Raw genomic sequence first — 21,815 nt, forward strand, 5'->3', positions numbered from 1 at the left:
GTGACCGAGACCCTGGAACGGGCCATCCCCCGCCAGCGCGGGTCCCGCCGCCGGCTCGTGGTGGTCGGCAACGGCATGGCGGGCATCCGCGCCGTGGAGGAACTCCTCGAACGCGGAGGCGGCGACCAGTTCGACATCACCGTCTTCGGGGACGAGCCGTACGGCAACTACAACCGCATCATGCTCTCCCACGTGCTGTCCGGGGAGGAGACCGAGGAGGGGATCTTCCTCAACTCCCTGGCCTGGTACACCGAGAACTCGATCGACCTGCGGGCGGGCGTGAAGGTCGACCGGGTCGACCGGTTCGCCAAGGTCGTCCACGACGCCGACGGCGGCACCACGCCGTACGACACGCTGCTGCTGGCTACCGGATCCACCCCGTTCTTCCCGGCCATGGAGGGCCTGCACCTCGACGGGGTGTTCGGCTTCCGCACGCTCGACGACGCCCGGGGCCTGCTGGCCGCCGCCCGCACCCACCGCCGGGCCGTCGTCATCGGCGGCGGGCTGCTGGGCCTGGAGGCCGCGCACGGCCTGGCCACCCACGGCCTCCAGGTCGAGCTGGTCCACTCCCCCCAGCACCTCATGAACCAGCAGCTCGGCCCCGAGGCCGGGCGGGTGCTGCGCCGCACGATCGAGGACCTCGGCATCCGCGTCCACACCGGCGTCCGGACGAAGGGCCTGCGCGGCACCGACCGCGTGACCGGGGTGGAACTGCCCGACGGGTCGGTGCTCGACGCCGACTTCGTGGTCATCGCCGCCGGCATCCGCCCCAACGTCGACGTCGCGCTGCGGTCCGGGCTCGACGTCGAGCGCGGCGTCGTCGTCGACGACCGGATGCGCACCAGCCACGACGACGTGTACGCCGTCGGCGAGTGCGTCCAGCACCGCGGGCAGACCTACGGGCTCGTCGCCCCGCTGTGGGACCAGGCCGGGGTCCTCGCCGACCACCTCACCGGCACCCGGCCCGACGCCGAGTACCACGGCACCCGCACCTCGACCAAGCTGAAGGTCGCCGGCGTCGACGTCGTCGCGATGGGGCTGCCCGGCCCCGAGCGCGACGAGGACGAGGTCGTCGTGTTCTCCGAACCGCACCGCGGGACCTACCTCAACGTCGTGATCCGCGACGACCGCCTCGTGGGGGCCACCCTGCTCGGCGACGTCCGCCGCGCCGCGACGCTGACCCGGCTGTTCGACCAGGGTTCGCCGCTGCCGGCCGAGCGGATGAGCCTGCTGTTCGACCTCGGCGCCCCCGGCGAGGAGGCCTCGGTCGCGGAACTGCACGACGACGTCCAGGTCTGCAACTGCAACGGCGTCACCAAGGGGACGATCGTGGGGGCCGTCGCCGGCGGCTGCACGTCGATGACGGCGGTCATGGGCAAGACCAAGGCGGGCAAGGGTTGCGGCTCCTGCAAACCCCTCGTCGAGCAGATCACCGCGTGGGCCGCCGGGGGCGACCTCACCGTCGACGAGAGCGTGAACTGGTACGTCCCGGGCGTCCCGCTGGCCAAGCAGGAACTCATGGCCCGGATCCGCGCCCGCGAGCTGCGCTCGGTGTCGGCGGTGTTCCGGGAACTGGCGCCCGGCGGTGTCGAGGACGCGAAGTCGAAGATGGGCCTGACGTCGCTGCTGCGGATGATGTGGCCCGACGGCATCGAGGAGGAGCGCGACGGCCGGTACATCAACGACCGCGTCCACGCGAACATCCAGCGCGACGGGACGTTCTCGGTGGTGCCGCAGATGAAGGGCGGCGTCACCACCCCCGAGCAGCTGCGGAAGATCGCCGACGTCGCCGACAAGTACGACGTCGGCATGGTGAAGGTCACCGGCGGGCAGCGCATCGACCTGCTCGGCGTCGCCAAGGAGGACCTGCCGAAGGTGTGGAAGGACCTCGGGATGCCGTCGGGGTACGCCTACGGCAAGAGCTTCCGCACCGTGAAGACCTGCGTCGGCACCGACTTCTGCCGGTTCGGGCTCGGCGACTCCACGCAGCTCGGCATCGACCTCGAGACCCGGTACCAGGGCGTGGAGGCCCCGGCGAAGCTGAAGCTGGCCGTCGTGGGCTGCCCGCGCAACTGCGCCGAGGCGTACGTCAAGGACGTCGGGGTCGTCGCCGTCGGCGCCGGGAAGTGGGAGATCCACGTCGGCGGCGCCGCGGGCGCGACGATCCGCAAGGGCGACCTGCTGACCACCGTGGACTCCCCCGAGGCGGTGCTCACCCTGGTGGGCCGCTTCATCCAGTTCTACCGGGAGTGGGGGAACTGGCTGGAGCGCACCTACGAGTTCGTGCCCCGCCTCGGCGTGGAGCGGATCCGGCGCGTCCTCGTCGACGACTCCGACGGCCTGGCCGCCGGCCTCGACGAGCGCATGCAGGCCACCGTCGACAACTACCGCGACCCCTGGCAGGAAGGCGCCGAACCCGTGACGACCGGGCAGTTCCGCCCCGCGCTCCCCCTCGGCATGCCGGCGGTGCGCTCGTGAACCCGACCGTGGACCAGACGACCGTGGAGGTCTGCCGCGTCGAGGACCTGCCCGTCGGGGAGGGCCGCACCTACGTCGTCGGCGGCGAGCAGGTCGCGCTGTTCCGGCACCGCAGCGGCCGCGTCAGCGCCGTCCAGGCCGCCTGCCCGCACGCCGGCGGTCCGCTGGCCGACGGGCAGATCGACGAGCGGGTCGTGGTGTGCCCCCTGCACCTGACCGCGTTCGACCTCACCACCGGCGAAGCGGCGGGCGGGGAGGGCACGCTGAGGGTGCATCCTTGTCGCGTCACCCCTGACGGCCTGGTGGAGGTGTCCCCGTGAGCGAGACCGTCAAGTACCCCCTGCACCTGGACGTGACCGGCCGCCGCGTCCTGGTCGCCGGGGGCGGCCCGGTCGCGGCCCGCCGCGCCCACGACCTGGTGGCGGCCGGGGCCGACGTCCTGGTCGTCGCGCCGGCGCTGTGCGAGGACCTGCGCGACCTGCTGCCCGCGGTGACCTGGCACGCCCGCGACGTCGAGCCGGCCGACGTGGCCGGGGTCTGGCTCGTGCACACCGCCACCGGGGACCCGGCCGCCGACGCCGCCGTGGCCGCAGCGGCCGAGGCGCTGACCGTCTGGTGCGTGCGCGCCGACGACGCCCGCGCCTCGACGGCGTGGACGCCCGCCGTGGTCCACCGCGACGACGTGACGGTCTCCGTCACGGCCGGCGGCGACCCCCGCCGGTCCGCCGGGCTGCGCGAGGCGCTGTCGCGCTGGCTGGACTCCGGCGCGGCCCCGCTGCGCCGCCGCCGCCCCGGCCGGGGCCGGGTCACGCTCGTGGGCGGCGGCCCCGGCGAGGTCGACCTGCTGACCCTGCGCGGGCGGCGGCGGCTGGCCGAGGCCGACGTCGTCGTCGTCGACCGCCTCGGGCCCACCGGCGTCCTGGCCGAGCTCGACCCCGACGTGGAGGTCGTCGACGTCGGCAAGACGCCCGACCACCACCCCGTCCCCCAGGAGGAGATCAACCGGATCATCGTCGGGCACGCCCTCGCCGGCCGCCGCGTCGTGCGGCTCAAGGGCGGCGACCCCTACGTCCTGGGCCGCGGCGGGGAGGAGGTCGCCGCCTGCCGGGCCGCCGGGGTGGACGTGGACGTCGTGCCGGGGGTGACGAGCGCGTTCGCCGTCCCGGCCGCGGCGGGGATCCCCGTCACGCACCGGGGGCTGTCGCGGTCGGTGACGGTGGTCAGCGGCCACGAGCGGATCGACGCCGAGGCGCTGGCCCGGCTCGACGGGACGCTCGTCGTCCTCATGGGCGTCACGATGCTCCCGTCGATCGCCGAGGGGCTGCTGGCCGCGGGCAAGGACCCCTCCACGCCCGTCGCGATCGTCGAGAACGGCTGGCGCGCGGGGCAGCGCACGACCCGCGCCCCGCTGGAGCGGATCGCCGCGGTCGCCGCGCAGCGGGGGGTGCGCAACCCCGCGGTCATCGTGATCGGCGCGGTGGCGGACCTGGCGTCCGACCCGGGTTCCGGCACGGGTTCCGACACGGGTTCCGACACGGGGGCGGGGACCCCGCCGGAGATGGCTTTCGACGGCGGGGTCCCCTACCGTCCGCTCACGTGAGCGAACTCCTCGGCGTGACGATCGGCATCACCAGCGACCGTCGGTCGGACGACATGATCGCCACGTTCGAACGCAAGGGCGCCCGGGTCGTGCACGCCCCCACGATGCGCATCGTCCCGCTCACCGAGGACGACGAACTGCTGGCCGGGACCCGCGACGTCATCGCCGACCCGCCCGACGTCGTCCTGGTCACCACCGGCATCGGGTTGCGCGGGTGGGTGGAGGCCGCCGACGCCGCCGGGCTGGCCGCGCCGCTGCTGGAGACGTTCGCGAAGGCCCGGGTGGTGGCCCGCGGGCCGAAGGCGACCGGCGTCATCCGCGCCAACGGCCTGCGCGAGGCGTGGTCGGCGGCCTCGGAGCAGACCGCCGAGGCCGTCGAGCGGCTGCTCGCCGAGGGGGTCGCGGGCCTGTCGATCGTCGTGCAGCTGCACGGCGCCGCCGACCAGGACCAGCTCGCGCCGCTGGTCGAGGCCGGGGCCCGGGTGCGCGGCATCTCCGTCTACCGCTGGCTGCCGCCGGACGACCCCGGCGCCGTCGACCGCCTCGTCGACCTCGTCGCCGACCGCGCGCTGGACGCCGTGACGTTCACCAGCGCCCCGGGGGCCGTGGCGCTGCTCGCCGCCGCCGGGGCCCGGGGGCGGCACGACGAGCTCGTGGCCGCGATGCGTTCCGGCGTCGTGGCCTGCGCCGTCGGCGACGTGACCGCCGAGCCGCTGCGCGCGGTGGGGGTCGAACCGCTCGTCCCGGACCGCTGGCGGCTCGGCGCGCTGCTGCGCACCCTCACCGCCCACCTGGCCCAGCACCCGCAGGCGCAGGTGCGGACCCCGCACGGGACGCTGACCGTGCGGGCGGGGGCCGTCGTGCTCGCCGACGCCGTGCTCGACCTCGCCCCGGGCCCGCAGGCGCTGCTGCGCCGCCTCGCCCAGGCCGCCGGCGCGGTCTGCACCCGCGAGGAGCTGCTCGCCGAACTGCCCGGGGCCGCCGACGGGCACGCCGTCGAGGTGACGATCGGGCGGCTGCGCTCGGCGCTGCCCGACCCCACCCTGGTCCGGACCGTCGTCAAGCGCGGCTACCGGCTGGACGTGGCCGCGTGAGCGCCGGGCGTCCCCCCGTGCTCATCGCCTGCTCGCACGGGACCCGTTCGGCCGCGGGGCGTTCCGTCGTCGACGGGTTGCGCGCGGCGGTGCGGGCGGCGCGGCCCGGGCTGGAGGTCGAGGCCGCGCAGGTCGACGTCCACGGCCCCTTCCTGGCCGACGTGGTGGACCGCGTGTGCGCCGACCGGGACGCGGTCGTGGTGCCGCTGCTGCTGTCCAGCGGGTACCACGTGCGCGTCGACATCGCCGAGGCCGTCGCCCGCGGCGGCGGGCGGGCCGTGGCCGCTCCCGCGCTGGGCCCCGGCGAGGTCGTCACCGACGTCCTGTGCGAGCGGCTGGGGGACTTCGACGGCCGGGTCGTCCTGGCCGCCGCGGGGTCCTCGGACGCGCGGGCGCAGGCCGACGTGGCCGAGGCGGTGCGGCTGCTGTCCGGACGGCTCGGCACCCCCGTGACGTCGGGTTTCCTGTCCGCGCAGGAACCGTCCGTCGCCGACGCGGTGGCCGCGGCGGGGCCCGGACCGGTCGCGGTCGTCAGCTACCTGCTGGCGCCGGGGGTGTTCTCCGAGCGGCTGGCCCGCGCGGGGGCCGCCGTCGTCACCGAACCGCTGGGCGTGCACCCGGCGCTGGTCGACCTGGTGCTGGAGCGCTACGACACGACGCTGACGACGTTGCGGGGTTCCTGACCGGCCGCGAGCCGGGCCACCTGCTCGCGCAGCAGCGCGACCATCCGCGGCCGGAACGCCGTGGAGTTCCCGCCGACGTGCGGGGTGACGACGACGCCCGGCAGCGTCCACAGCTCGTGGTCGGCCGGGAGGGGTTCGGGGTCAGTGACGTCGAGGGCGGCGCGCAGCCGCCCGGTGCGCAGTTCCGCGACGAGGGCGGCGGTGTCCACGACGGGACCGCGCGCGACGTTCACCACGAGCCCCCCGTCGGGCAGCGACGCCAGGAACTCCCGGCCGACCAGGCCGCGGGTCCGGTCGGTGAGCGGGCAGGCCAGCACCACCACGTCGTGCCGCGGCAGCAGGTCGGGCAGTTCCTCCACGGCGTGCACCCGCACCCCGTCCTGCACCCGGGCGCGCGTCCCGACGGGCGTCACCGAGCACTCGAAGGGGGCCAGCCGCGCGGCGGTGGCCCGCCCCACCCCGCCCCAGCCGACGACGAGGACGGACCGGTCGGCCAGCGAGGTGCGGCGCGAGGGGCCCCACGTCCCGGTCGCCATGCGGCGCACGTCGCCGTCGAGGCCGCGCAACGCCGTGATGGCCAGTCCCACGGCCAGTTCGGCGGTGGACGTCTCGTGCACCCCGGCGGCGTTGCAGAGCACGACCCCGGGGGGCAGCTGCTCGGGGACCCCGTCGAAGCCGATGGTCAGCAGCTGTACGCAGCGGGTCGCCGCCGGCAGCCGCGACAGGTCCGGGGTCGCCACGTACTCGGGGACGACGAGGTCCGGGGCCGGGTCCGGCGCGTCGCCGCGACCGTCCCACACGACGACCTCGGCGCCGTCGAGGGGCCCGAGGGCGCGGGCCCAGGAGGCGGACGGGACGCTCACGACGAGGGGCTGGGTGCTCACCGGCCGCACGCTACCGAGCCGCTGTCGCCGACCGCCGGTGACCGGGTGAGGATGGGGCGGTGCCCCGTGGACGCACCGCCCCGCTCCCCCGCCGCGCCGTCGCGGCCCGGAACCCGACCCTGGTCACGGCGGTGAGCGCGGCCCTGCTGCTCGGCTGCTCCAGCGCGCCCGACACCGCCGGCCCCCCGCAGGCCGCCACCTCCGCCCCCGCGGCCACCACCGCCACCACGACCCCGCCCGCGCCGTCCCCGACGGACCCGCGGGCCGCGGCCGTCGGCAAACCCGGGGACCCGGTGGACGTCGCGACCGGGCTCGACGTGCCGTGGGGGCTGGCGGTGCTGCCCGACGGGACCGCGCTGGTGACGCTGCGGGACCAGGCCCGCGTCGTGCGGGTCGGGCCGGGCGTCTCGACCGCCGTGGGCGCCGACGGCGAGCAGGGCCGCGTGCCGGACGTCGCCCCCGGCGGCGAGGGCGGCCTGCTCGGGATCACCCTGTCGCCGGGGTTCGCGACCGACGGGCACGTCTTCCTCTACCAGACCACCCGAGACGACAACCGCGTCGTGCGGTACACCCTGGCGCAGAACCGGCTCACCGAGGCCACCGACGTCGTGACGGGCATCCCGAAGAACTCCACGCACAACGGCGGCCGGATCGCGTTCGGCCCCGACGGCAAGCTCTACGTCGGCACCGGCGACGCCCAGGACCGCCCCTCGGCGCAGGACGTGAACTCCCTGGGCGGGAAGGTCCTGCGCGTCAACGCCGACGGCTCGATCCCGCCGGACAACCCGTTCGCCGGGTCGCGCACCTGGTCCTACGGCCACCGCAACCCGCAGGGCTTCGGCTGGGACACCGCCGGACGGCTCATCGCCTCGGAGTTCGGGCAGGACACCTTCGACGAGCTGAACGTCATCCGCCCCGGCGGGAACTACGGCTGGCCCGAGGTCGAGGGCCCCGGCGACGGGGGCGGGAAGTTCATCGCCCCCGTCCAGACGTGGAAGACCGCCGACGCGTCCCCGTCGGGGGTCGTCGTCACCCCCGACGCGGTGTACGTCGCGGCGCTGCGCGGCCAGAAGCTGTGGCGGGTCCCGCTCAACCCCGACGGCCCCACCGGGACCCCGGACGCCTACCTCGACGGGGCGCTCGGGCGGTTGCGGACCGTCGAGGTGGGCCCGGACGGGACGTTGTGGGTCCTGACGTCGAACACGTTCCGCGGCGAGCCGCGACCGGGCGACGACCGGCTGGTGTCGGTGCCGCTGACGCCGTGAACCCCGCCCCGCGTCAGCGGACGCGTTCGGCGGTGAACTGCAGGCGGGGGTGGGCGTAGAACTCCTGCGCCTCGACGAGCTGCAGCTCCCGCTCCCCGGAGCGGTACGTCGTCTCGATGAGGTCGAACACGCTGGAGACGGTGCGTTCCAGGGCGACCTTCGCGTCGCCGGTCGACCGGTGGTGCGCCGTGAACAGCGCCGCGGTCACGTCGCCGGACCCGTTGGCCTTGAACGGCAGCATCGGCGTCTGGACGACCCAGGCGCCGGCGTCGTCGGCGACGAGCACCTCGACCGTGCCTTCCTCCCGGTCGGGGCGCTCGACGCTGGTGACCAGCACCGTGGAGGGCCCCATCGCGCGGGCCGCGTCGACCGAGGCCAGCGTCGACTCCAGCGTGGTGGGCTCGGTGCCGGTGAGGTACCCGAGCTCGAACTGGTTGGGGGTGATGACGTCGGCGACGGGCACGACCCGGTCGCGCAGCAGGTCGGGGATCTCCGGGGCCACGAAGCAGCCCGACTTCGCGTTGCCCATGACGGGGTCGCAGGCGTAGATCGCCGAGGGGTTCGCGGCCTTGACCCGGCGGACGGCGTCGACGACGACGTCGGCGATGCCCGCCCCGCCCTGGTACCCCGACAGGACGACGTCGATCTGCGGGAAGGCCCCGCGTTCCTCGACGCCGGTGATGACGTCGGCGACGTCGGCCGGGGCGATGAGCGGACCGCGCCACGCGCCGTACCCAGTGTGGTTGGAGAAGTTCACGGTGTAGACGGGGATCACCTCGACCCCGATGCGCTGGAGGGGGAAGACGGCGGCCGAGTTGCCGACGTGGCCGTAGGCGACGGCGGACTGGACGGAGAGGACCTTCACCCGCCCCAGGGTACGCCGCGGCGTGACACGCTGATCCGGTGATGGATCAGCTGAACGGGCTCGTCGCCGAGCACGCGGGGGCCCCGTGGGTGCTGGCCGTCGTGCTCTGCCTGTCCGCCCTGGACGCCTTCGTGCCGCCGCTGCCCAGCGAGTCGATCGTCATCGGCCTGTCGGCGATCGCCGCCGACACCGGCCACCCGGACCGGTGGGCGCTGTTCGCCTGCGCCGCGGCCGGGGCGTTCGCGGGCGACAACCTCACGTACGCGATGGGTCGGCACTCGCCGCTGCGCGGCTGGGTCGCCGGCCACCCCCGCCTGGAACGGGCGTTCACCCGCGCCGCCCGGGAGCTGGACCGGCGCGGCGCCTTCGCGGTCCTCGCCGCGCGCTACGTGCCGATCGGCCGCACCGCGGTGAACCTCACCGCGGGGGCGGTGCGGTTCCCGCGGGCCCGGTTCGTGCCGCTCAGCGCGGTCGCCGCGCTCACCTGGGCGGCGTACTCGGTCGCCATCGGCTCCCTGGCCGGGCACTGGGTCGAGTCGACCCCCCTGGTGGGCGCCGCCCTCGGCATCGTCATCGCGCTCGCGCTCGGGTTCGTCGTCGACCTCGTGCTGAACCGGGTCGTGCGCTCCCGCACTCCCTGACCCGCCCCGCGATCAAGGACTCCTGAGTCCTTGATCGCGGTGCGGGAGTCCTTGATCGCGGAGGGGCGGACGAGGGGCGGACCCCGAGGGGCCCGGCCCCCCGGGGGAACGGGTGGGTCAGCCGACCCGGGCGGCGATCAGCTCGCGGATCCTCGCCGCGTCCGCCTTGCCCTGCATCTTCTTCATGACCTGGCCGATGAGCGCACCGGCGGCCTGCGCCTTGCCGCCGCGGATCTTCTCGACCACGTCGGGGTTCGCCGCCAGGACCTCATCGACGGCCGCGGCCAGCGCGCCGTCGTCCTGCACGACGATGAGGCCGCGCGCTTCGACGACCTCGGCGACCGAGCCCTCCCCGGCCAGGACGCCGTCGAGGGCCTCGCGGGCGAGGCGGTCGGTGAGCTTGCCGTCCTCGACGAGCGCGGCCAGCTCGGCCACGTCGGCGGGCCGCACGGGCAGGTCGGCCAGGTCCACGCCGTCGGCGTTCGCGCGGCGGGCCAGTTCCCCCGACCACCACTTGCGGGCCGCCGCGGGCGATGCGCCCGCCGCGACGGTGGCCTCCACGACGTCGAGCGCGCCGGCGTTGACGAGGTCGCGGAACTCCAGGTCGGAGAAGCCCCACTCGGCGTGCAGCCGCTTGCGGCGCTGGGCCGGGGGCTCGGGCAGCGCGGCGCGCAGCTCCTCCACCCAGGCCCGGTCCGGGACGATCGGGACGAGGTCGGGCTCGGGGAAGTACCGGTAGTCCTCGGCGTCGGACTTCTCCCGGCCCGGGGTCGTCAGGCCGGTGTCCTCGTGCCAGTGCCGCGTCTCCTGGACGACCTTCTCACCGGCCCGCAGGATCGCGGCGTGCCGGGACACCTCGTAGCGGACGGCCCGCTCGACCGACCGCAGCGAGTTGACGTTCTTCGTCTCCGAGCGCGTCCCGAGCTTCGAGGTCGGCGTGGGCCGCAGCGACAGGTTGACGTCGCAGCGCAGCGAGCCCTGCTCCATCTTCACGTCCGACACGTCCAGCGCCCGCAGCAGGTCGCGCAGCGCCGCGACGTAGGCGCGGGCCACGTCCGGGGCGCGGTCCCCGGTGCCCTCCAGGGGCCGGGTGACGATCTCGATGAGCGGGATCCCGGCGCGGTTGTAGTCCACGAGGGAGAACTCGGCGCCGTGGATGCGGCCGGTGGAGCCGCCGACGTGCAGCGACTTGCCGGTGTCCTCCTCCATGTGCGCGCGCTCGATGAGCACGCGGTACGTGAAGGCCGGCTTCGTGCCGTCCTCGCTGGCCGGGACGTCGACGTCGAGGTACCCGTCGAAGGCGATCGGCTCGTCGTACTGCGAGGTCTGGAAGTTCTTCGGCATGTCCGGGTAGAAGTAGTTCTTCCGGGCGAACCGGCAGGACTGCGCGATCTGGCAGTTCAGCGCCAGGCCGATGCGGATCGCCGATTCCAGCGCCTTGGCGTTCAGGACCGGCATCGCCCCGGGCAGGCCCAGCGACGTCGGGTCCACCTGGGTGTTCGGCTCGGCGCCGAACTCCGTCGGCGCACCCGAGAACATCTTGGTCCTCGTGTTCAGCTCGACGTGCACCTCGAGGCCGAGGACGGGGTCGAACTCCGCCACCGCCTCGTCGTAGTCGACCAGTTCGACGCTCACGCCGACACCCCCTGCCACGTCGGGACCTTCGCGGACAACGGCCCGCCCCACTTGTCGTTCAACCGCGCCTCCAGCGCCGCCCCGACCCGGTACAGCCGGTCGTCGGCCTGCTGCGGGGCGAGGATCTGCAGCCCCACGGGCAGCCCGTCGGACAGGCCCGCGGGCAGCGACATGCCCGGGATCCCGGCCAGGTTCGCCGGGATCGTCGCGACGTCCCCGGCGTACATCGCCAGCGGGTCGTCGAGCTTCTCCCCCAGCCGGTAGGCGACCGTCGGCGCCGTCGGCGAGACCAGCACGTCGACCTGCCCGAAGGCGGCGTCGAAGTCGCGCTGCACGAGCGTGCGGACCTTCTGCGCGCTGCCGTAGTAGGCGTCGTAGTAGCCCGCCGACAGCGCGTAGGTGCCCAGGACGATCCGGCGCTTGGCCTCGTCGCCGAAACCGGCGGCGCGGGTCGCGCGCATCACGGCCTCGGCCGTGACGCCGTCGCCCTCGGGCACGACGCGCAGGCCGTAGCGCATGCCGTCGAACTTGGCGAGGTTGCTCGACGCCTCGCTGGGCAGGATGAGGTAGTACGCGGCGAGCGCGTGCACGATGTTCGGCAGGCTCAGCTCGACGACCTCGGCGCCCGCGGCGCGGAACTCGGCCAGCGACTCCTCGAACCGCGCGACGACGCCCGCCTCGTAGCCCTCCCCGGACAGCTCCTTCACGACGCCGATCCGCACCCCGGTCAGGTCGCCGGACGCGCCGAGCGTCGCGGCGCCCACGACGTCGGGGACGGGCGCGGGGATCGAGGTGGAGTCCAGCGGGTCGTGCCCGGCGACGACGGCGTGCAGCAGCGCGGTGTCCAGCACCGTGCGGGCGCACGGGCCCGCCTGGTCCAGGGAGCTGGCCAGCGCGATGAGGCCGTACCGGGAGACCGCGCCGTAGGTCGGCTTGACGCCCACCGTGCCGGTGACGGCCGCGGGCTGGCGGATGGAGCCGCCGGTGTCGGAACCGATGGTCAGCGGGGCCTCGAAGGCCGCGAGCGCCGCCGCGGACCCGCCGCCGGAGCCGCCCGGGATGCGGGTGGGGTCCCACGGGTTGCGGGTGTCGCCGAACGCGGAGTGCTCGGTCGTGGAGCCCATCGCGAACTCGTCCATGTTGGTCTTGCCGAGGACGACGAGGCCGGCGTCGTGCAGGGCGCGCACGACGGTCGCGTCGTACGGCGGGACCCAGCCCTCGAGCATGCGGGACCCGGCGGTGGTGGGCAGGCCCCGGGTGGTCAGGACGTCCTTGACGCCGACGGGGACGCCGGCGAGGGGGCCGAGGTCGGCCCCGGCGACGCGGTCGGCGTCGATCTGCCGGGCGCGGGCCAGGGCGCCGTCGTGGTCGACGTGCAGGAACGCGTGGACGCCGCGGTCGGCGGGTCCGTCGACGGCGTCGATGCGGTCCAGGTGGGCCCGGGTCACCTCGACGGCCGAGACCTCCCCGGCGGTCAGGAGCTGCGACAGCTCGGCGGCGGTGCGGTGGATCAGCTCGCTCACGCCTCCTCCCCCAGGATCATCGGGACGCGGAACCGGCCGTCCTCGGCGGCGGGGGCGCCGGCGAGGGCCTCCTCGGCCGTGAGGACCTGCCCGACCTCGTCGGGGCGGGTCACGTTCGTCAGGGGGACGGGGTGGGAGGTGGCGGGGACGTCGTCGGTGGCGACCTTCGCGACGGCCGCGACGGCATCGAGGACCGCGTCGAGCTGACCCGCCATGCGGTCCAGCTCCTCGTCGGACATGTCGATGCGCGCCAGGCGCGCGAGGTGCTCGACCTCGGATCGGGAGATGGCGGACACGGTCGGTCAGTCTATGCGGGGCAGCGCTCCGGCTCGGGGGCGCGCCCGCTGAGCCAGTCCCGCAGGCCCGCCGGGTCCAGGGGGCGGGCGTGCAGGTAGCCCTGCGTCTCGTCGACGCCGAGGTGGCGCAGGACCTCCAGGGCCCCGGCGTCCTCGACGCCCTCGGCGACGACCCGCAGACCGAGGCGGTGCGCCAGCGCGACGGTCCCCTCGACGATCGCCGCGGTGCGGGGTTCGGAGGTGACGCGCAGGGTGAAGGCACGGTCGAGCTTGAGCTCGGTGGCGGGCAGGTCGGTGAGGTAGGCCAGCGAGGAGTAGCCCGTGCCGTAGTCGTCGATGCTCAGGGCGACGCCGCGGGCCACCAGGCTCCCGGTGACCTCGACGGCGAGACCGGGGTCGCTCATGAGGGTGGTCTCGGTGATCTCCAGGACGAGACGCCGGGGGTCGAACCCGTTGCGCTGCAGCACGTCGTCGACCACCGGCAGCAGCTGTTCGGCGGCGAGGGAGCCGGCCGACAGGTTCACCGACAGGCGCAGCGGCCGGCCTCCGCAGCTCCAGCCGCCGGCCTCCCGGACCGCCCGGTCGAGCAGGTGGGCGGTGAGCGCGTCCATCAGGCCGTGCTCCTCGGCGAGGTCGAGGAAGCGGTCCGGGCTCAGCAGGCCCCGCACGGGGTGGTGCCAGCGCACCAGGGCCTCGACCCCGGCGACGGCGCCGGAGGCGACCTCGACCTGCGGCTGGTAGGCCAGCCGCAGCTCGGCGTCGCGGCGGGCGGCGTCGCCCAGCGCCCGCCCCAGGTCGGCGACGAGCGTGGACCGGTCGCGGGTGCGGGCCTCGAGCGCGGCGTCGTAGCGGGCGATCCCGCGGCGCCCGCCCTTGGCGAGGGCCAGGGCGGCCCCGGCGCGGTGCATGAGGTCGTCGGCGTGCACCCGGCCGGCGGCGGCGGTGGCCACGCCGATGCTGACCGAGAGCGGGCGGCCCAGGCCGACGGGCGTGGGCAGGTCCCGCAGGGCGCGCTCGAGGTGCCGGGCCACGCCCACGGCGGCGTCCTCGCCGGTGTCGGGCAGGAGCACGGCGAAGGTGTCACCGGCGGTGCGGGCGGTGTGCGCGCCGCTGGGGGCGGCGGTGCCCACGGCGGTGGCCACGGCGACGAGGACGTCGTCCCCGCCGTGGTGGCCGATGCGCTCGTTGACCAGGCCGAAGTCGTCGACGTCGATCTTGAGCAGGGCCGCGGGCTGCCCGCGGGTCCGCAGCCGGCCGACCTCCTCGACGAGGGCGCGGCGGTTCCCGACGCCGGTGAGGTCGTCGGTGCGGGCCTGCACGCGGGCGCGGGCGAGGTCGGCGAGGCGGCGCACGAGCCGCACCAGGCTCGCGGCGCTGCCCGCGGCGGCCAGGCCGGCCCAGACGAGCGCCGCGCGGTCCAGCGCCCCGGCCAGGGCGACGGCCAGGACGACCAGGGAGGTGGCCAGCACCGCCATGGCCCCGCCGGCCGGCACCTCGGCGCTGACGACGACCGGGCCCGGGGCGCACGCCCGCAGGACCCCGGCACCCATGATCAGGGTCCCGGCGGCGGCGGCGCCCTGCACGGCGACGACCCCGGCCCCGCCGGTGACGGCGACGAAGGCGTCCACGACGGTCAGGGCCGCCAGCGCGCCGGTGAGCGACCACAGCCGGGGGTCGCCGCTGAGCCCGGCGCAGCGGGCGACGACGACCGCGGTGCCGACGAGGACCAGCAGGAGGCTGACGGTGAGCAGCCAGACCTGGACCTGCCACCAGGACCACGCGCTGAGGTCGGCCGGCAGGTGCGGGACGAGCAGGTTGCCCGCGCCGGTCACCGCGAGGACGGCGCTGACGGTGGTGGTGACGTGCCCGTCGTCGAGGACGTGCTGGCACTGCGCGTTCCACCGGACCAGCCCGCGCAGGACGAGGGGCCCGGCCGCGAGGGTGCCGGCGGCGAGCGGGATCCCGGTCCAGAACCCGCGCCCGTCGGCGACCCCGACGGCGAGGTCGGCGGCGGCGGTCACGACGAGGACCACGCCGGCGGCGCTGAAGGACCGCCAGCTCGTGGCGGACATCGCACGAGCGCGCTCGGGGCGCCGGTGGTGCAGCAGCAGGGTGCCGGTGAGCACGGCGAGGAGCAGGACGGCGCTGGTGAGCCGTCCGTCGACGTGGGCGGGGGCGCGCTCGGTGAGGAAGCCGGCGGCACCGACCCCTGCGGCGGCGAGCAGGGCACGACGCAGGTTCCCGTTCACGGTCCCAGTCATCGGCGTGCGCCCGGGGACCGTCAACGAGAACACCTGATCTGTGATCCAGGTCACCCGGCGTGCGGGACCAGCCGGGACAGCACGATGACGGAGTCGGTGGCGGCGACGTTCGCCTCGTCGCGGACGCGTTCGACGGCCCGCTCCAGGTGCGCGACGTCGTGGGCGCGCAGGTGCAGGAGGGCGTCGGCGGGCCCGGTGACGGTGTAGGCGCCGACGATCTCGGGGACGTCGCGCCAGGCGCGGCGCAGCTCGGCGGGCGAGACGGTGCCGTGGCAGCGGACCTCCACGAACGCCTCGGTGCCCCAGCCGAGGGCGGCGGGGTCGACGACGGCGGTGAAGCCGGCGATGACGCCGTCGGCGACGAGCTTGTCGACGCGGCGCTTGGCGGCGGGGGCGGACAGGCCGACCGCGTCGCCGATGCGGGCGAAGGTGGCGCGGCCGTCACGCTCGAGGACGGTGAGGATGCCGCGGTCGACGGCGTCGAGCTCGCGCAACGGACCACTCCTCGCCGGCGGTGGGGTGTCGGGATCCTGCGTGCACGCGCAGGGTACCGGTCTTGGCGTGCGCGGCACGGGGATCCCATGATCGGAGCGTGAACCGGACCGCCCGCCCGCTGCGGCTGCTGATGTGCCGTCCCGAGCACTTCGCCGTCTCCTACGAGATCAACCCGTGGATGGACCGGGCCCGGCCGGTCGACGTGGGCCGCGCGCTCGCCCAGTGGGAGGAGCTGCGGCGGACGCTGCAGGAGCTGGGCCACACCGTCGAGGTCGTCGAGGGTCGCCCGGGGCTGCCGGACATGGTCTACACCGCCAACGGCGGGCTGGTGACGCCGTGGGGGACGGTCGGGGCGCGGTTCGCGCACGCCGAGCGGGCCGGGGAGGAGGAGCTGTTCGACGCGTGGTTCGCCCGCGCCGGGCTCGGGCCGGTGCACCGCCCGGTGGAGGTGGACGAGGGCGAGGGCGACGTGCTGACCGCCGGGGAGCACCTGCTGGCCGGGCACGGCTTCCGCACGACGCGGGCCGCGCACGACGAGCTGGCCCGGGTGCTGGGCCGGCCGGTGACGTCGCTGCGGCTGGTGGACCCGCGGTTCTACCACCTGGACACCGCGCTCACCGTGCTCGACGACGACCCCGCGCACCCCGACGTCGCGTACTTCCCGGGGGCCTTCGACGAGCCGTCGCGCGCGGTGCTGCGCGGGCTGTTCCCCGGCGCGCTGGTCACCGACGAGGCGACGGCCGGGGTCCTGGGGATGAACGCCATCGGCGACGGGCGGCACGTGGTGCTGTCCGCGCGCGCCACGGGGTACGCGCAGGCGTTGCGGGACCGGGGGTACGAGCCGGTGCCGGTGGACCTGTCGGAGCTGCTGCGCGGCGGGGGCGGGCCGAAGTGCTGCGTGCTGGTGCTGCGGCGGTGAGGGGCGGACCGGGCCGGCCCGCGCCACGATGACCCGGTGGACGACGCGCGGGGGACGACGCTGGGCCCGGGGGGTCTGCGCCCGGGCCTGGGCGTGGCGGGGCTGCTGGCCGCCGCGGCGGCCGCGGCCGCGTGGTGGGCCCCGGCGGGGCCGGGCGGGTTCCTCGTGGGCTACCTCGCGCTCGGCGCGGCCGTCACGGCGTGGACGGTCGTGCGCCACCGCGGGGACCGCGTGCGGCTGGAGGACGACGCCGTCGTCGTCGTGCACCGCGGCACCTCGACGGCGTACCCGTGGGCGGAGGTGCTGGAGGCGTCGTGGTCGAGGGCGTCGTGGCCGCTCCCCGGCAGCGGCCCGGTGCTGCGGGTCCGCGGCGGGGCCTACGACGAGCCCGGCCCCAACTCCCCCGCGCAGGTCGCGTCCCTGCCGCTGTTCGGGCGCCGCGCGGGAACCCGGGCCCGCCGCGACTTCGAGGCCGCGGCGCTCGCGCACGGCGTGCCCTTCACGCCGGGACTGGTGGAGCTCATCGGCAGCGGGAGGCGGGGGCCGCGGTTGCCCGGGGAGCGCCGCGACGCGCGCGGCGGGTCGCTGTGAGCGCCCGGCCGCCTCAGCGGCGGCGCACCGCCCGCACGACCACGACGACGGCGCCCGCGACGGCCGCGGTGAGGGCCCCGAGGGCGACCGCGCGCCGGGCGCCGCCCGCGTCGAGGGCGTCCTTCACCCGGTCCGTCACCGCGAGCGGGACCGCCGCCAGCGCGTTCCCCGGGGGTTCGCGCGGGATCCGCGGGTGCGGCCGGGTCGGGGACAGGCGGCGCTGCACCTCCCACGCGGCCCCGATCGAACGCAGCTCCTCGACGCCGACCGCCTGCTGCAACCGGGGCAGCAGGTCGTCCTCCTCGTCGTGGGCGTCGTGGCGGATCACGGCGAAGGTGTGCCGGACGACCTCGTCGTACCCGTCGGCGGCCGGGTCGGCGCTCTGCAGGCGTTCCAGGGCCTCGTTCACGGTCTGGTGGTCGCCCTCGATGTGCCGGGTGAGCTCGTCGTCGTCCCCGGCCAGGAACTTGCGGTAGGCGGGGAACAGCACGGTCTCCTCGGCGAAGGCGTGCCGCAGGGCGCGCTCCCCGACCTGCGCCACGATCCGCCCGCGCTCGGCGGGCCCGGAGGCCCGGTCGTAGGAGCGCATGAGCTCGTCGAGCTCGGCGTGGTCGCGGCTCTGCCGCGACAGGATGCTGCCGGGGCCGCCGCGTTCGTGCTCCGTCTGGTCGGCCACCGAGCGCAGCCCGTTCCGGCGAGGGTTCGTCATGACTGTGGTCTGCCCCGTGCCGGCGACTTCACACGGCGCGGGCCCGACGAACCTGGACGGGGAGCCGGTTCACGGGGTCGCCGGGGCCCCGCCGCGTCCGGCGGTGCTGGTGCGCACGACGAGTTCCGGCGGGTGCACCTGGTGGGGTTCGGCGAGGGTCCCGGCGATGTCGTCGAGCAGGGCGTCGACGGCCGCGAAGCCGAACGACTCGTGGGGTGAGCGGATCGAGCTGAGCGGGATGAGCGAGGCCGCGGCGAACTCGATGTCGTCGTAGCCGATGAGCGCGAGGTCCTCGGGGACGCGGACCCCGCCGTCGGTGAGCGCCTGGAGCATCCCGAGGGCGAGGAGGTCGTTGACCGCGAACACCGCGTCGGGCCGGTCCTGCGGGGCCCGCGCGAGCAGTTCGCGGGCGGCGAGGTGCCCGGCGGCGATGGTGCGGTCCACGGGCAGCACGACCTCGAGCCGGGCCCCGCGGACGCCGCGCACGGCGCGGCGGGCGCCGGCGAGGCGGTCCCGCACCTGCCGGACCTCCACCGGCCCGCCCACGAAGGCCAGCCGGCGGCGGCCCAGGGAGAGCAGGTGCTTCGCGGCCAGCCGGCCACCGGCGACGTCGTCGACCGAGACCGAGGGCTGCCGGGGGGACGACGCGGCCTGCCCCACCAGGACGGAGGGGGTTCCCCGGGTCCGCACCGCGGCGAGCCGTTCCTCCACCTCCCCGTGCGAGGCGACGAGCAACCCGCGCACCTTCTGCTGCTCGAACAGCGCCAGGTAGGCGTCCTCGCGGTCGCGCCGGCGGTTGGAGTTGGCGATGTACACCGTCAGGCCGCGTTCGGCGGCGCGCTGCTCGACGCCCTCGGCGATCGTCGCGAAGTAGGGGTTGCTGACGTCGGGGGCGATGTAGGCGATGGCCGAGCTCTCCCCCAGCCGCAACTGCCGGGCCGGGGTGTTGGGGACGAACCCGAGGGTCTGGATCGCCGCGCGGACCCGGTCGGCCTTGTCCTGCGACACCCGCTCGGGGTGGTTGAGGTAGTTCGACACCGTCCCGTGCGACACCCCGGCCAGCGCCGCGACGTCACGCATCCCCACCTTGACCACACGCGATTCTGACACCCCGGCGGACCGGTGCGGCACGAGGGCGTCAGTCCGGTTGCGGGCCGTGCGGTTCGGGGATCTCGACCCCGAGTTCGACGAGCTGGTCGGTGACGACGCGCAGCGCGTTGAGGGCCCGGGGGAACCCGCAGTACTGCACGACGTGGATGACGGTCTCGATGATCTCGGTGGCCGTGCAGCCGACGTTCACCGCACCGCGGGTGTGGCCGCGCAACTGGGGTTCGAGGCCGCCGAGGGTCACCAGGGAGGCCAGCGACAGCAGTTCGCGCTGGGCGAGGCTGAGGCCGGGTCGGGAGTAGACGTCGCCGAAGGCGAACTCGACGCCGAGGCGGGCGAGGTCCTGGCCCAGTCCCGTCTGCATCCGCACCAGCCCCGCCGACTTCCCCTCCCCGTAGACGGCGTCGAACCAGTGGGCACCGCGGTCACCGCGTCGGGTCACGTCGTCCTCCTCAGATGGAGTGGCCGCCGTCGAGCGGCAGCACGACGCCGGTGGTGTTCACGGATTCGGGAGCCGCCAGGAACACGACGGTGCGGGCGAGGTGCTCGGGCCGGCCCAGGGCCCGGGTGGGGATCTGGTCCAGGAGCGCGGCGCGCCGTTCAGGGGTGTCGCGGTCGCGCCCGGGCGTGGCCTGCGCCCCGGGGGCCAGGGCGTTGACCGTGACGCCCTGGTCGGCGACCTCGATGGCCAGCGCCTTGGTGAGGCCGATGACCCCGGCCTTGGCGGCGGCGTAGGCCGTGGCCCCGCGCACGAGCCGGCCGCCGGAGACGGCGGCGACGGAGGCGATGTTGATGATCCGCCCGTCGCGCTGGGCCAGCATCGCGGGCAGCACGGCCCGGGTGACGTTGAAGACGGTGGTGAGGTTGCGCTCGATCTGGGTGTTCCACGTCTGCGGGGTCATCTCGTGGAACCAGCTGACCGCTCCCCCGCCGGCCCCGTTGAGCAGGACGTCGATCCCGCCCCACTGCGCCAGCAGCCCGTCCACGGCGGCCTGGACGGCGGTGGCGTCGGTGAGGTCGGGCGTGGCGGCGTGCCAGCGGCGGCCGTGGGCGCGCACGGCGGCGCCCACCCGTTCGAGCCCGTCGGCGTCCAGGTCCAGCCCGGCGACGTCGGCACCCTCGGCGGCGAGCTCGGCGGCGATGACGCTGCCGAGGGCTCCCGCCGCTCCGGTGACCAGTGCTCGCTTGCCCTGCAGCCTCATCGTTCCGACTCCTCCACCGCGGCGTTGCGGGTGCTCGGGGAACACCTCGGTCCTGCGAGTCTGGGCCCGGGGATTGATACGTGTCAACCAGGCACCGACTGTGCTTGACACCCCCGGCACCCCGGCCTACCTTCAAGATTGACACGTGTCAAAGGCGCACCGTCGCCGGCCGCACGACCAGCAGGCACTTTCAAGGGGGAAACGTGTTCCAGCAGTCGAAACTCCGCGTGCGCTCGGCCCTCGCCCTCGCCGCCGCCACGACGCTCGCGCTGTCCTCGTGCTCGTCGGGCAGCGGCAGCGGCAGCGGCGGGGGCGGCGAGGACGGGGACTCGGGCCCGGAGGCGTTCACCGTCCTCACCCCGGCGGAGAACGCCATCGCCCGCGACCAGCTGACGACGCTGTCCACCGGGGCCTGCTCGGCCGCGAACGAGGCCCTGCCCCTGCAGAACGACACCGTCGCGCAGGCCGACGTCGTCCAGCGCATCACCCTGCTCGCCAGCCAGGACGCCCTGCCCGTCCACTTCGTGGCCGGCACCGCGCAGGTGAAACCCGACGGCGACCTCGGCGCCAGCGGGGCCGTCCTGGACTACGAGCAGACGCTGAAGGACCTCGGGGTCTGGGACGACGTGCTGCCCGCCGCCGCCTCGACCATCAAGAGCGTCTACGGCGGCATGGTGTCGCTGCCGTACCAGTACAACGTCGAGGGCGTCTGGTACAACAAGAAGCTGTTCGCCGACAACGGCATCACGCCCCCCGCCACCTGGGACGAGCTGAAGGCCGCCGCCGCGAAGCTCGACGCCGCCGGGGTCGTCCCGATCACCGAGGCCGGCAGCCAGGGCTGGCCCATCACCCGGCTCATCGGGATGCACATCTTCCGCGACGTCGGCCCGGACGCCATGGAGGCCGTCCGCGACGGGAAGGCGAAGCTGACCGACCCCGACTACGTCGCCGGGGCGCAGGCCGTCGCCGACCTCAGCGCGGCCGGGTACTTCGGCGAGGGCATCACCTCCCGCGACACCGACACCGCCAACGCCCAGTTCCTCAACGGTCAGGCCGGCATGTACTACAACGGGTCCTGGTTCCTGGCCAACCTCAACGACCCGGCGCAGAACAAGATCGGCGTCGAGAACGTCGGGTTCATGCCGTTCCCCGCCGTCAGCGGCGGCGAGGGGACCGTCGACCAGTGGCCGGCGAACGCGGGGGCCGCGACGGCCACGTCGGCGGAGCAGTACAGCCCCGAGGTCGGGGACTGGCTCAGCTGCATCGCCGAGAACTACGGCTCCACGGCCCTGGCCGACCAGGGCGTCATCTCCGGGTTCGCCGTGAAGGAACCCGTCGCCGACGTCCCGCCGCTGACCGGCGAGCTGCAGGGGATCGTCGCCGAGGCCGACGAGACCGTGCTGTGGTTCGAGGCGCTCATGGACGCCAAGACGACCTCGGACGCCCAGACCAACGTCGCCAACCTGCTCACCGGGCAGCTGTCCGCGCAGGACTACATGGCGATGCTGCAGAAGGACCTCGACGCCGCCGGCTGACCGCCACCCCGCCCACCGCCGACGTCAGGAAG

At 75.2% G+C, this 21,815-nt stretch carries 21 protein-coding genes; 10 read left to right on the forward strand and 11 right to left on the reverse strand.

Annotation, left to right across the window (positions count from 1 at the left end; genetic code table 11):
- From nirB to ACRYRX_RS10445, 5 genes are read left to right on the forward strand one after another with little or no spacing between them, the layout of a single operon-like run.
- A complete protein-coding gene (gene nirB, locus ACRYRX_RS10425) occupies positions 1-2,478 on the forward strand; it encodes a nitrite reductase large subunit NirB (RefSeq protein WP_432511790.1) in 2,478 nt (825 codons plus the stop codon).
- Positions 2,475-2,798: a Rieske (2Fe-2S) protein gene (locus ACRYRX_RS10430; RefSeq protein WP_432511792.1), complete on the forward strand. Its 324-nt coding sequence runs from the start codon at positions 2,475-2,477 to the stop codon at positions 2,796-2,798. Before nirB ends, ACRYRX_RS10430 begins: the two co-directional genes overlap by 4 nt.
- The gene (gene cobA / locus ACRYRX_RS10435; RefSeq protein WP_432511793.1) at positions 2,795-4,078 is read left to right on the forward strand and encodes a uroporphyrinogen-III C-methyltransferase; all 1,284 of its coding nucleotides are present in this window, start codon (positions 2,795-2,797) and stop codon (positions 4,076-4,078) included. Before ACRYRX_RS10430 ends, cobA begins: the two co-directional genes overlap by 4 nt.
- A complete protein-coding gene (locus ACRYRX_RS10440) occupies positions 4,075-5,172 on the forward strand; it encodes a uroporphyrinogen-III synthase (protein WP_432511794.1) in 1,098 nt (365 codons plus the stop codon). Before cobA ends, ACRYRX_RS10440 begins: the two co-directional genes overlap by 4 nt.
- A complete protein-coding gene (locus tag ACRYRX_RS10445) occupies positions 5,169-5,855 on the forward strand; it encodes a sirohydrochlorin chelatase (RefSeq protein WP_432511795.1) in 687 nt (228 codons plus the stop codon). The genes ACRYRX_RS10440 and ACRYRX_RS10445 overlap by 4 nt, the downstream gene beginning before the upstream one ends.
- Here the strand turns inward: ACRYRX_RS10445 and ACRYRX_RS10450 are convergent.
- Complete coding sequence (locus tag ACRYRX_RS10450; RefSeq protein WP_432511797.1) at positions 5,819-6,739, reverse strand: 2-hydroxyacid dehydrogenase; 921 nt, start codon at positions 6,737-6,739, stop codon at positions 5,819-5,821. The two genes, ACRYRX_RS10445 and ACRYRX_RS10450, sit on opposite strands and share 37 nt — an antisense overlap.
- 59 nt (positions 6,740-6,798) lie before the next feature.
- On the opposite strand from ACRYRX_RS10450, the gene ACRYRX_RS10455 reads away from it, so the two are divergent.
- A complete protein-coding gene (locus ACRYRX_RS10455) occupies positions 6,799-8,004 on the forward strand; it encodes a PQQ-dependent sugar dehydrogenase (protein WP_432511798.1) in 1,206 nt (401 codons plus the stop codon).
- 13 nt (positions 8,005-8,017) lie between these two features.
- On the opposite strand, the gene pdxY is transcribed toward ACRYRX_RS10455, so the two are convergent.
- A complete protein-coding gene (pdxY, locus tag ACRYRX_RS10460; RefSeq protein ID WP_432511799.1) occupies positions 8,018-8,869 on the reverse strand; it encodes a pyridoxal kinase PdxY in 852 nt (283 codons plus the stop codon).
- A gap of 41 nt (positions 8,870-8,910) precedes the next feature.
- On the opposite strand from pdxY, the gene ACRYRX_RS10465 reads away from it, so the two are divergent.
- On the forward strand, positions 8,911-9,510 hold the full coding sequence (locus tag ACRYRX_RS10465; protein ID WP_432511843.1) for a DedA family protein: 600 nt from the start codon (positions 8,911-8,913) through the stop codon (positions 9,508-9,510).
- A 117-nt stretch (positions 9,511-9,627) separates the two neighbouring features.
- On the opposite strand, the gene gatB is transcribed toward ACRYRX_RS10465, so the two are convergent.
- The 5 genes from gatB to ACRYRX_RS10490 form a co-directional block, all read right to left on the reverse strand.
- Positions 9,628-11,145, reverse strand: coding sequence for an Asp-tRNA(Asn)/Glu-tRNA(Gln) amidotransferase subunit GatB (gene gatB, locus ACRYRX_RS10470; RefSeq protein WP_432511800.1), 1,518 nt, complete (start codon positions 11,143-11,145; stop codon positions 9,628-9,630).
- A complete protein-coding gene (gene gatA / locus ACRYRX_RS10475; RefSeq protein WP_432511801.1) occupies positions 11,142-12,668 on the reverse strand; it encodes an Asp-tRNA(Asn)/Glu-tRNA(Gln) amidotransferase subunit GatA in 1,527 nt (508 codons plus the stop codon). The genes gatB and gatA overlap by 4 nt, the downstream gene beginning before the upstream one ends.
- Positions 12,665-12,964, reverse strand: coding sequence for an Asp-tRNA(Asn)/Glu-tRNA(Gln) amidotransferase subunit GatC (gatC, locus tag ACRYRX_RS10480; protein ID WP_432511802.1), 300 nt, complete (start codon positions 12,962-12,964; stop codon positions 12,665-12,667). Before gatC ends, gatA begins: the two co-directional genes overlap by 4 nt.
- A gap of 11 nt (positions 12,965-12,975) precedes the next feature.
- On the reverse strand, positions 12,976-15,213 hold the full coding sequence (locus ACRYRX_RS10485; protein ID WP_432511803.1) for a putative bifunctional diguanylate cyclase/phosphodiesterase: 2,238 nt from the start codon (positions 15,211-15,213) through the stop codon (positions 12,976-12,978).
- 62 nt (positions 15,214-15,275) lie between these two features.
- Positions 15,276-15,719: an Lrp/AsnC family transcriptional regulator gene (locus ACRYRX_RS10490; protein ID WP_432511805.1), complete on the reverse strand. Its 444-nt coding sequence runs from the start codon at positions 15,717-15,719 to the stop codon at positions 15,276-15,278.
- Between the two features lie 98 nt (positions 15,720-15,817).
- Here ACRYRX_RS10490 and ddaH point away from each other — a divergent pair, with 98 nt between their 5' ends.
- Together ddaH and ACRYRX_RS10500 are read left to right on the forward strand one after the other, a co-directional pair.
- Positions 15,818-16,639 (forward strand): dimethylargininase, encoded by an 822-nt coding sequence (gene ddaH, locus ACRYRX_RS10495; protein ID WP_432511807.1) that lies wholly within the window; start codon positions 15,818-15,820, stop codon positions 16,637-16,639.
- Between the two features lie 36 nt (positions 16,640-16,675).
- Positions 16,676-17,230 (forward strand): hypothetical protein, encoded by a 555-nt coding sequence (locus tag ACRYRX_RS10500; RefSeq protein ID WP_432511808.1) that lies wholly within the window; start codon positions 16,676-16,678, stop codon positions 17,228-17,230.
- Positions 17,231-17,243: 13 nt separating this feature from the next.
- Here ACRYRX_RS10500 and ACRYRX_RS10505 read toward each other — a convergent pair whose 3' ends face one another.
- The 4 genes from ACRYRX_RS10505 to ACRYRX_RS10520 form a co-directional block, all read right to left on the reverse strand.
- On the reverse strand, positions 17,244-17,939 hold the full coding sequence (locus ACRYRX_RS10505; RefSeq protein WP_432511809.1) for a hemerythrin domain-containing protein: 696 nt from the start codon (positions 17,937-17,939) through the stop codon (positions 17,244-17,246).
- A 69-nt stretch (positions 17,940-18,008) separates the two neighbouring features.
- Entirely contained in the window at positions 18,009-19,019 is a 1,011-nt protein-coding gene (locus ACRYRX_RS10510; protein ID WP_432511810.1) for a LacI family DNA-binding transcriptional regulator, read from the reverse strand.
- 58 nt (positions 19,020-19,077) lie between these two features.
- On the reverse strand, positions 19,078-19,488 hold the full coding sequence (locus ACRYRX_RS10515; protein WP_432511812.1) for a carboxymuconolactone decarboxylase family protein: 411 nt from the start codon (positions 19,486-19,488) through the stop codon (positions 19,078-19,080).
- 10 nt (positions 19,489-19,498) lie between these two features.
- Positions 19,499-20,248, reverse strand: a complete 750-nt coding sequence (locus tag ACRYRX_RS10520; RefSeq protein WP_432511814.1) for an SDR family NAD(P)-dependent oxidoreductase — start codon at positions 20,246-20,248, stop codon at positions 19,499-19,501.
- 203 nt (positions 20,249-20,451) lie between these two features.
- On the opposite strand from ACRYRX_RS10520, the gene ACRYRX_RS10525 reads away from it, so the two are divergent.
- Positions 20,452-21,783, forward strand: a complete 1,332-nt coding sequence (locus ACRYRX_RS10525) for an ABC transporter substrate-binding protein (protein ID WP_432511816.1) — start codon at positions 20,452-20,454, stop codon at positions 21,781-21,783.
- The last annotated feature ends 32 nt before the right edge of the window (positions 21,784-21,815 follow it).

Source organism: Kineococcus lubricus (assembly GCF_050871965.1).
In the GTDB taxonomy this organism is placed as follows: domain Bacteria; phylum Actinomycetota; class Actinomycetes; order Actinomycetales; family Kineococcaceae; genus Kineococcus.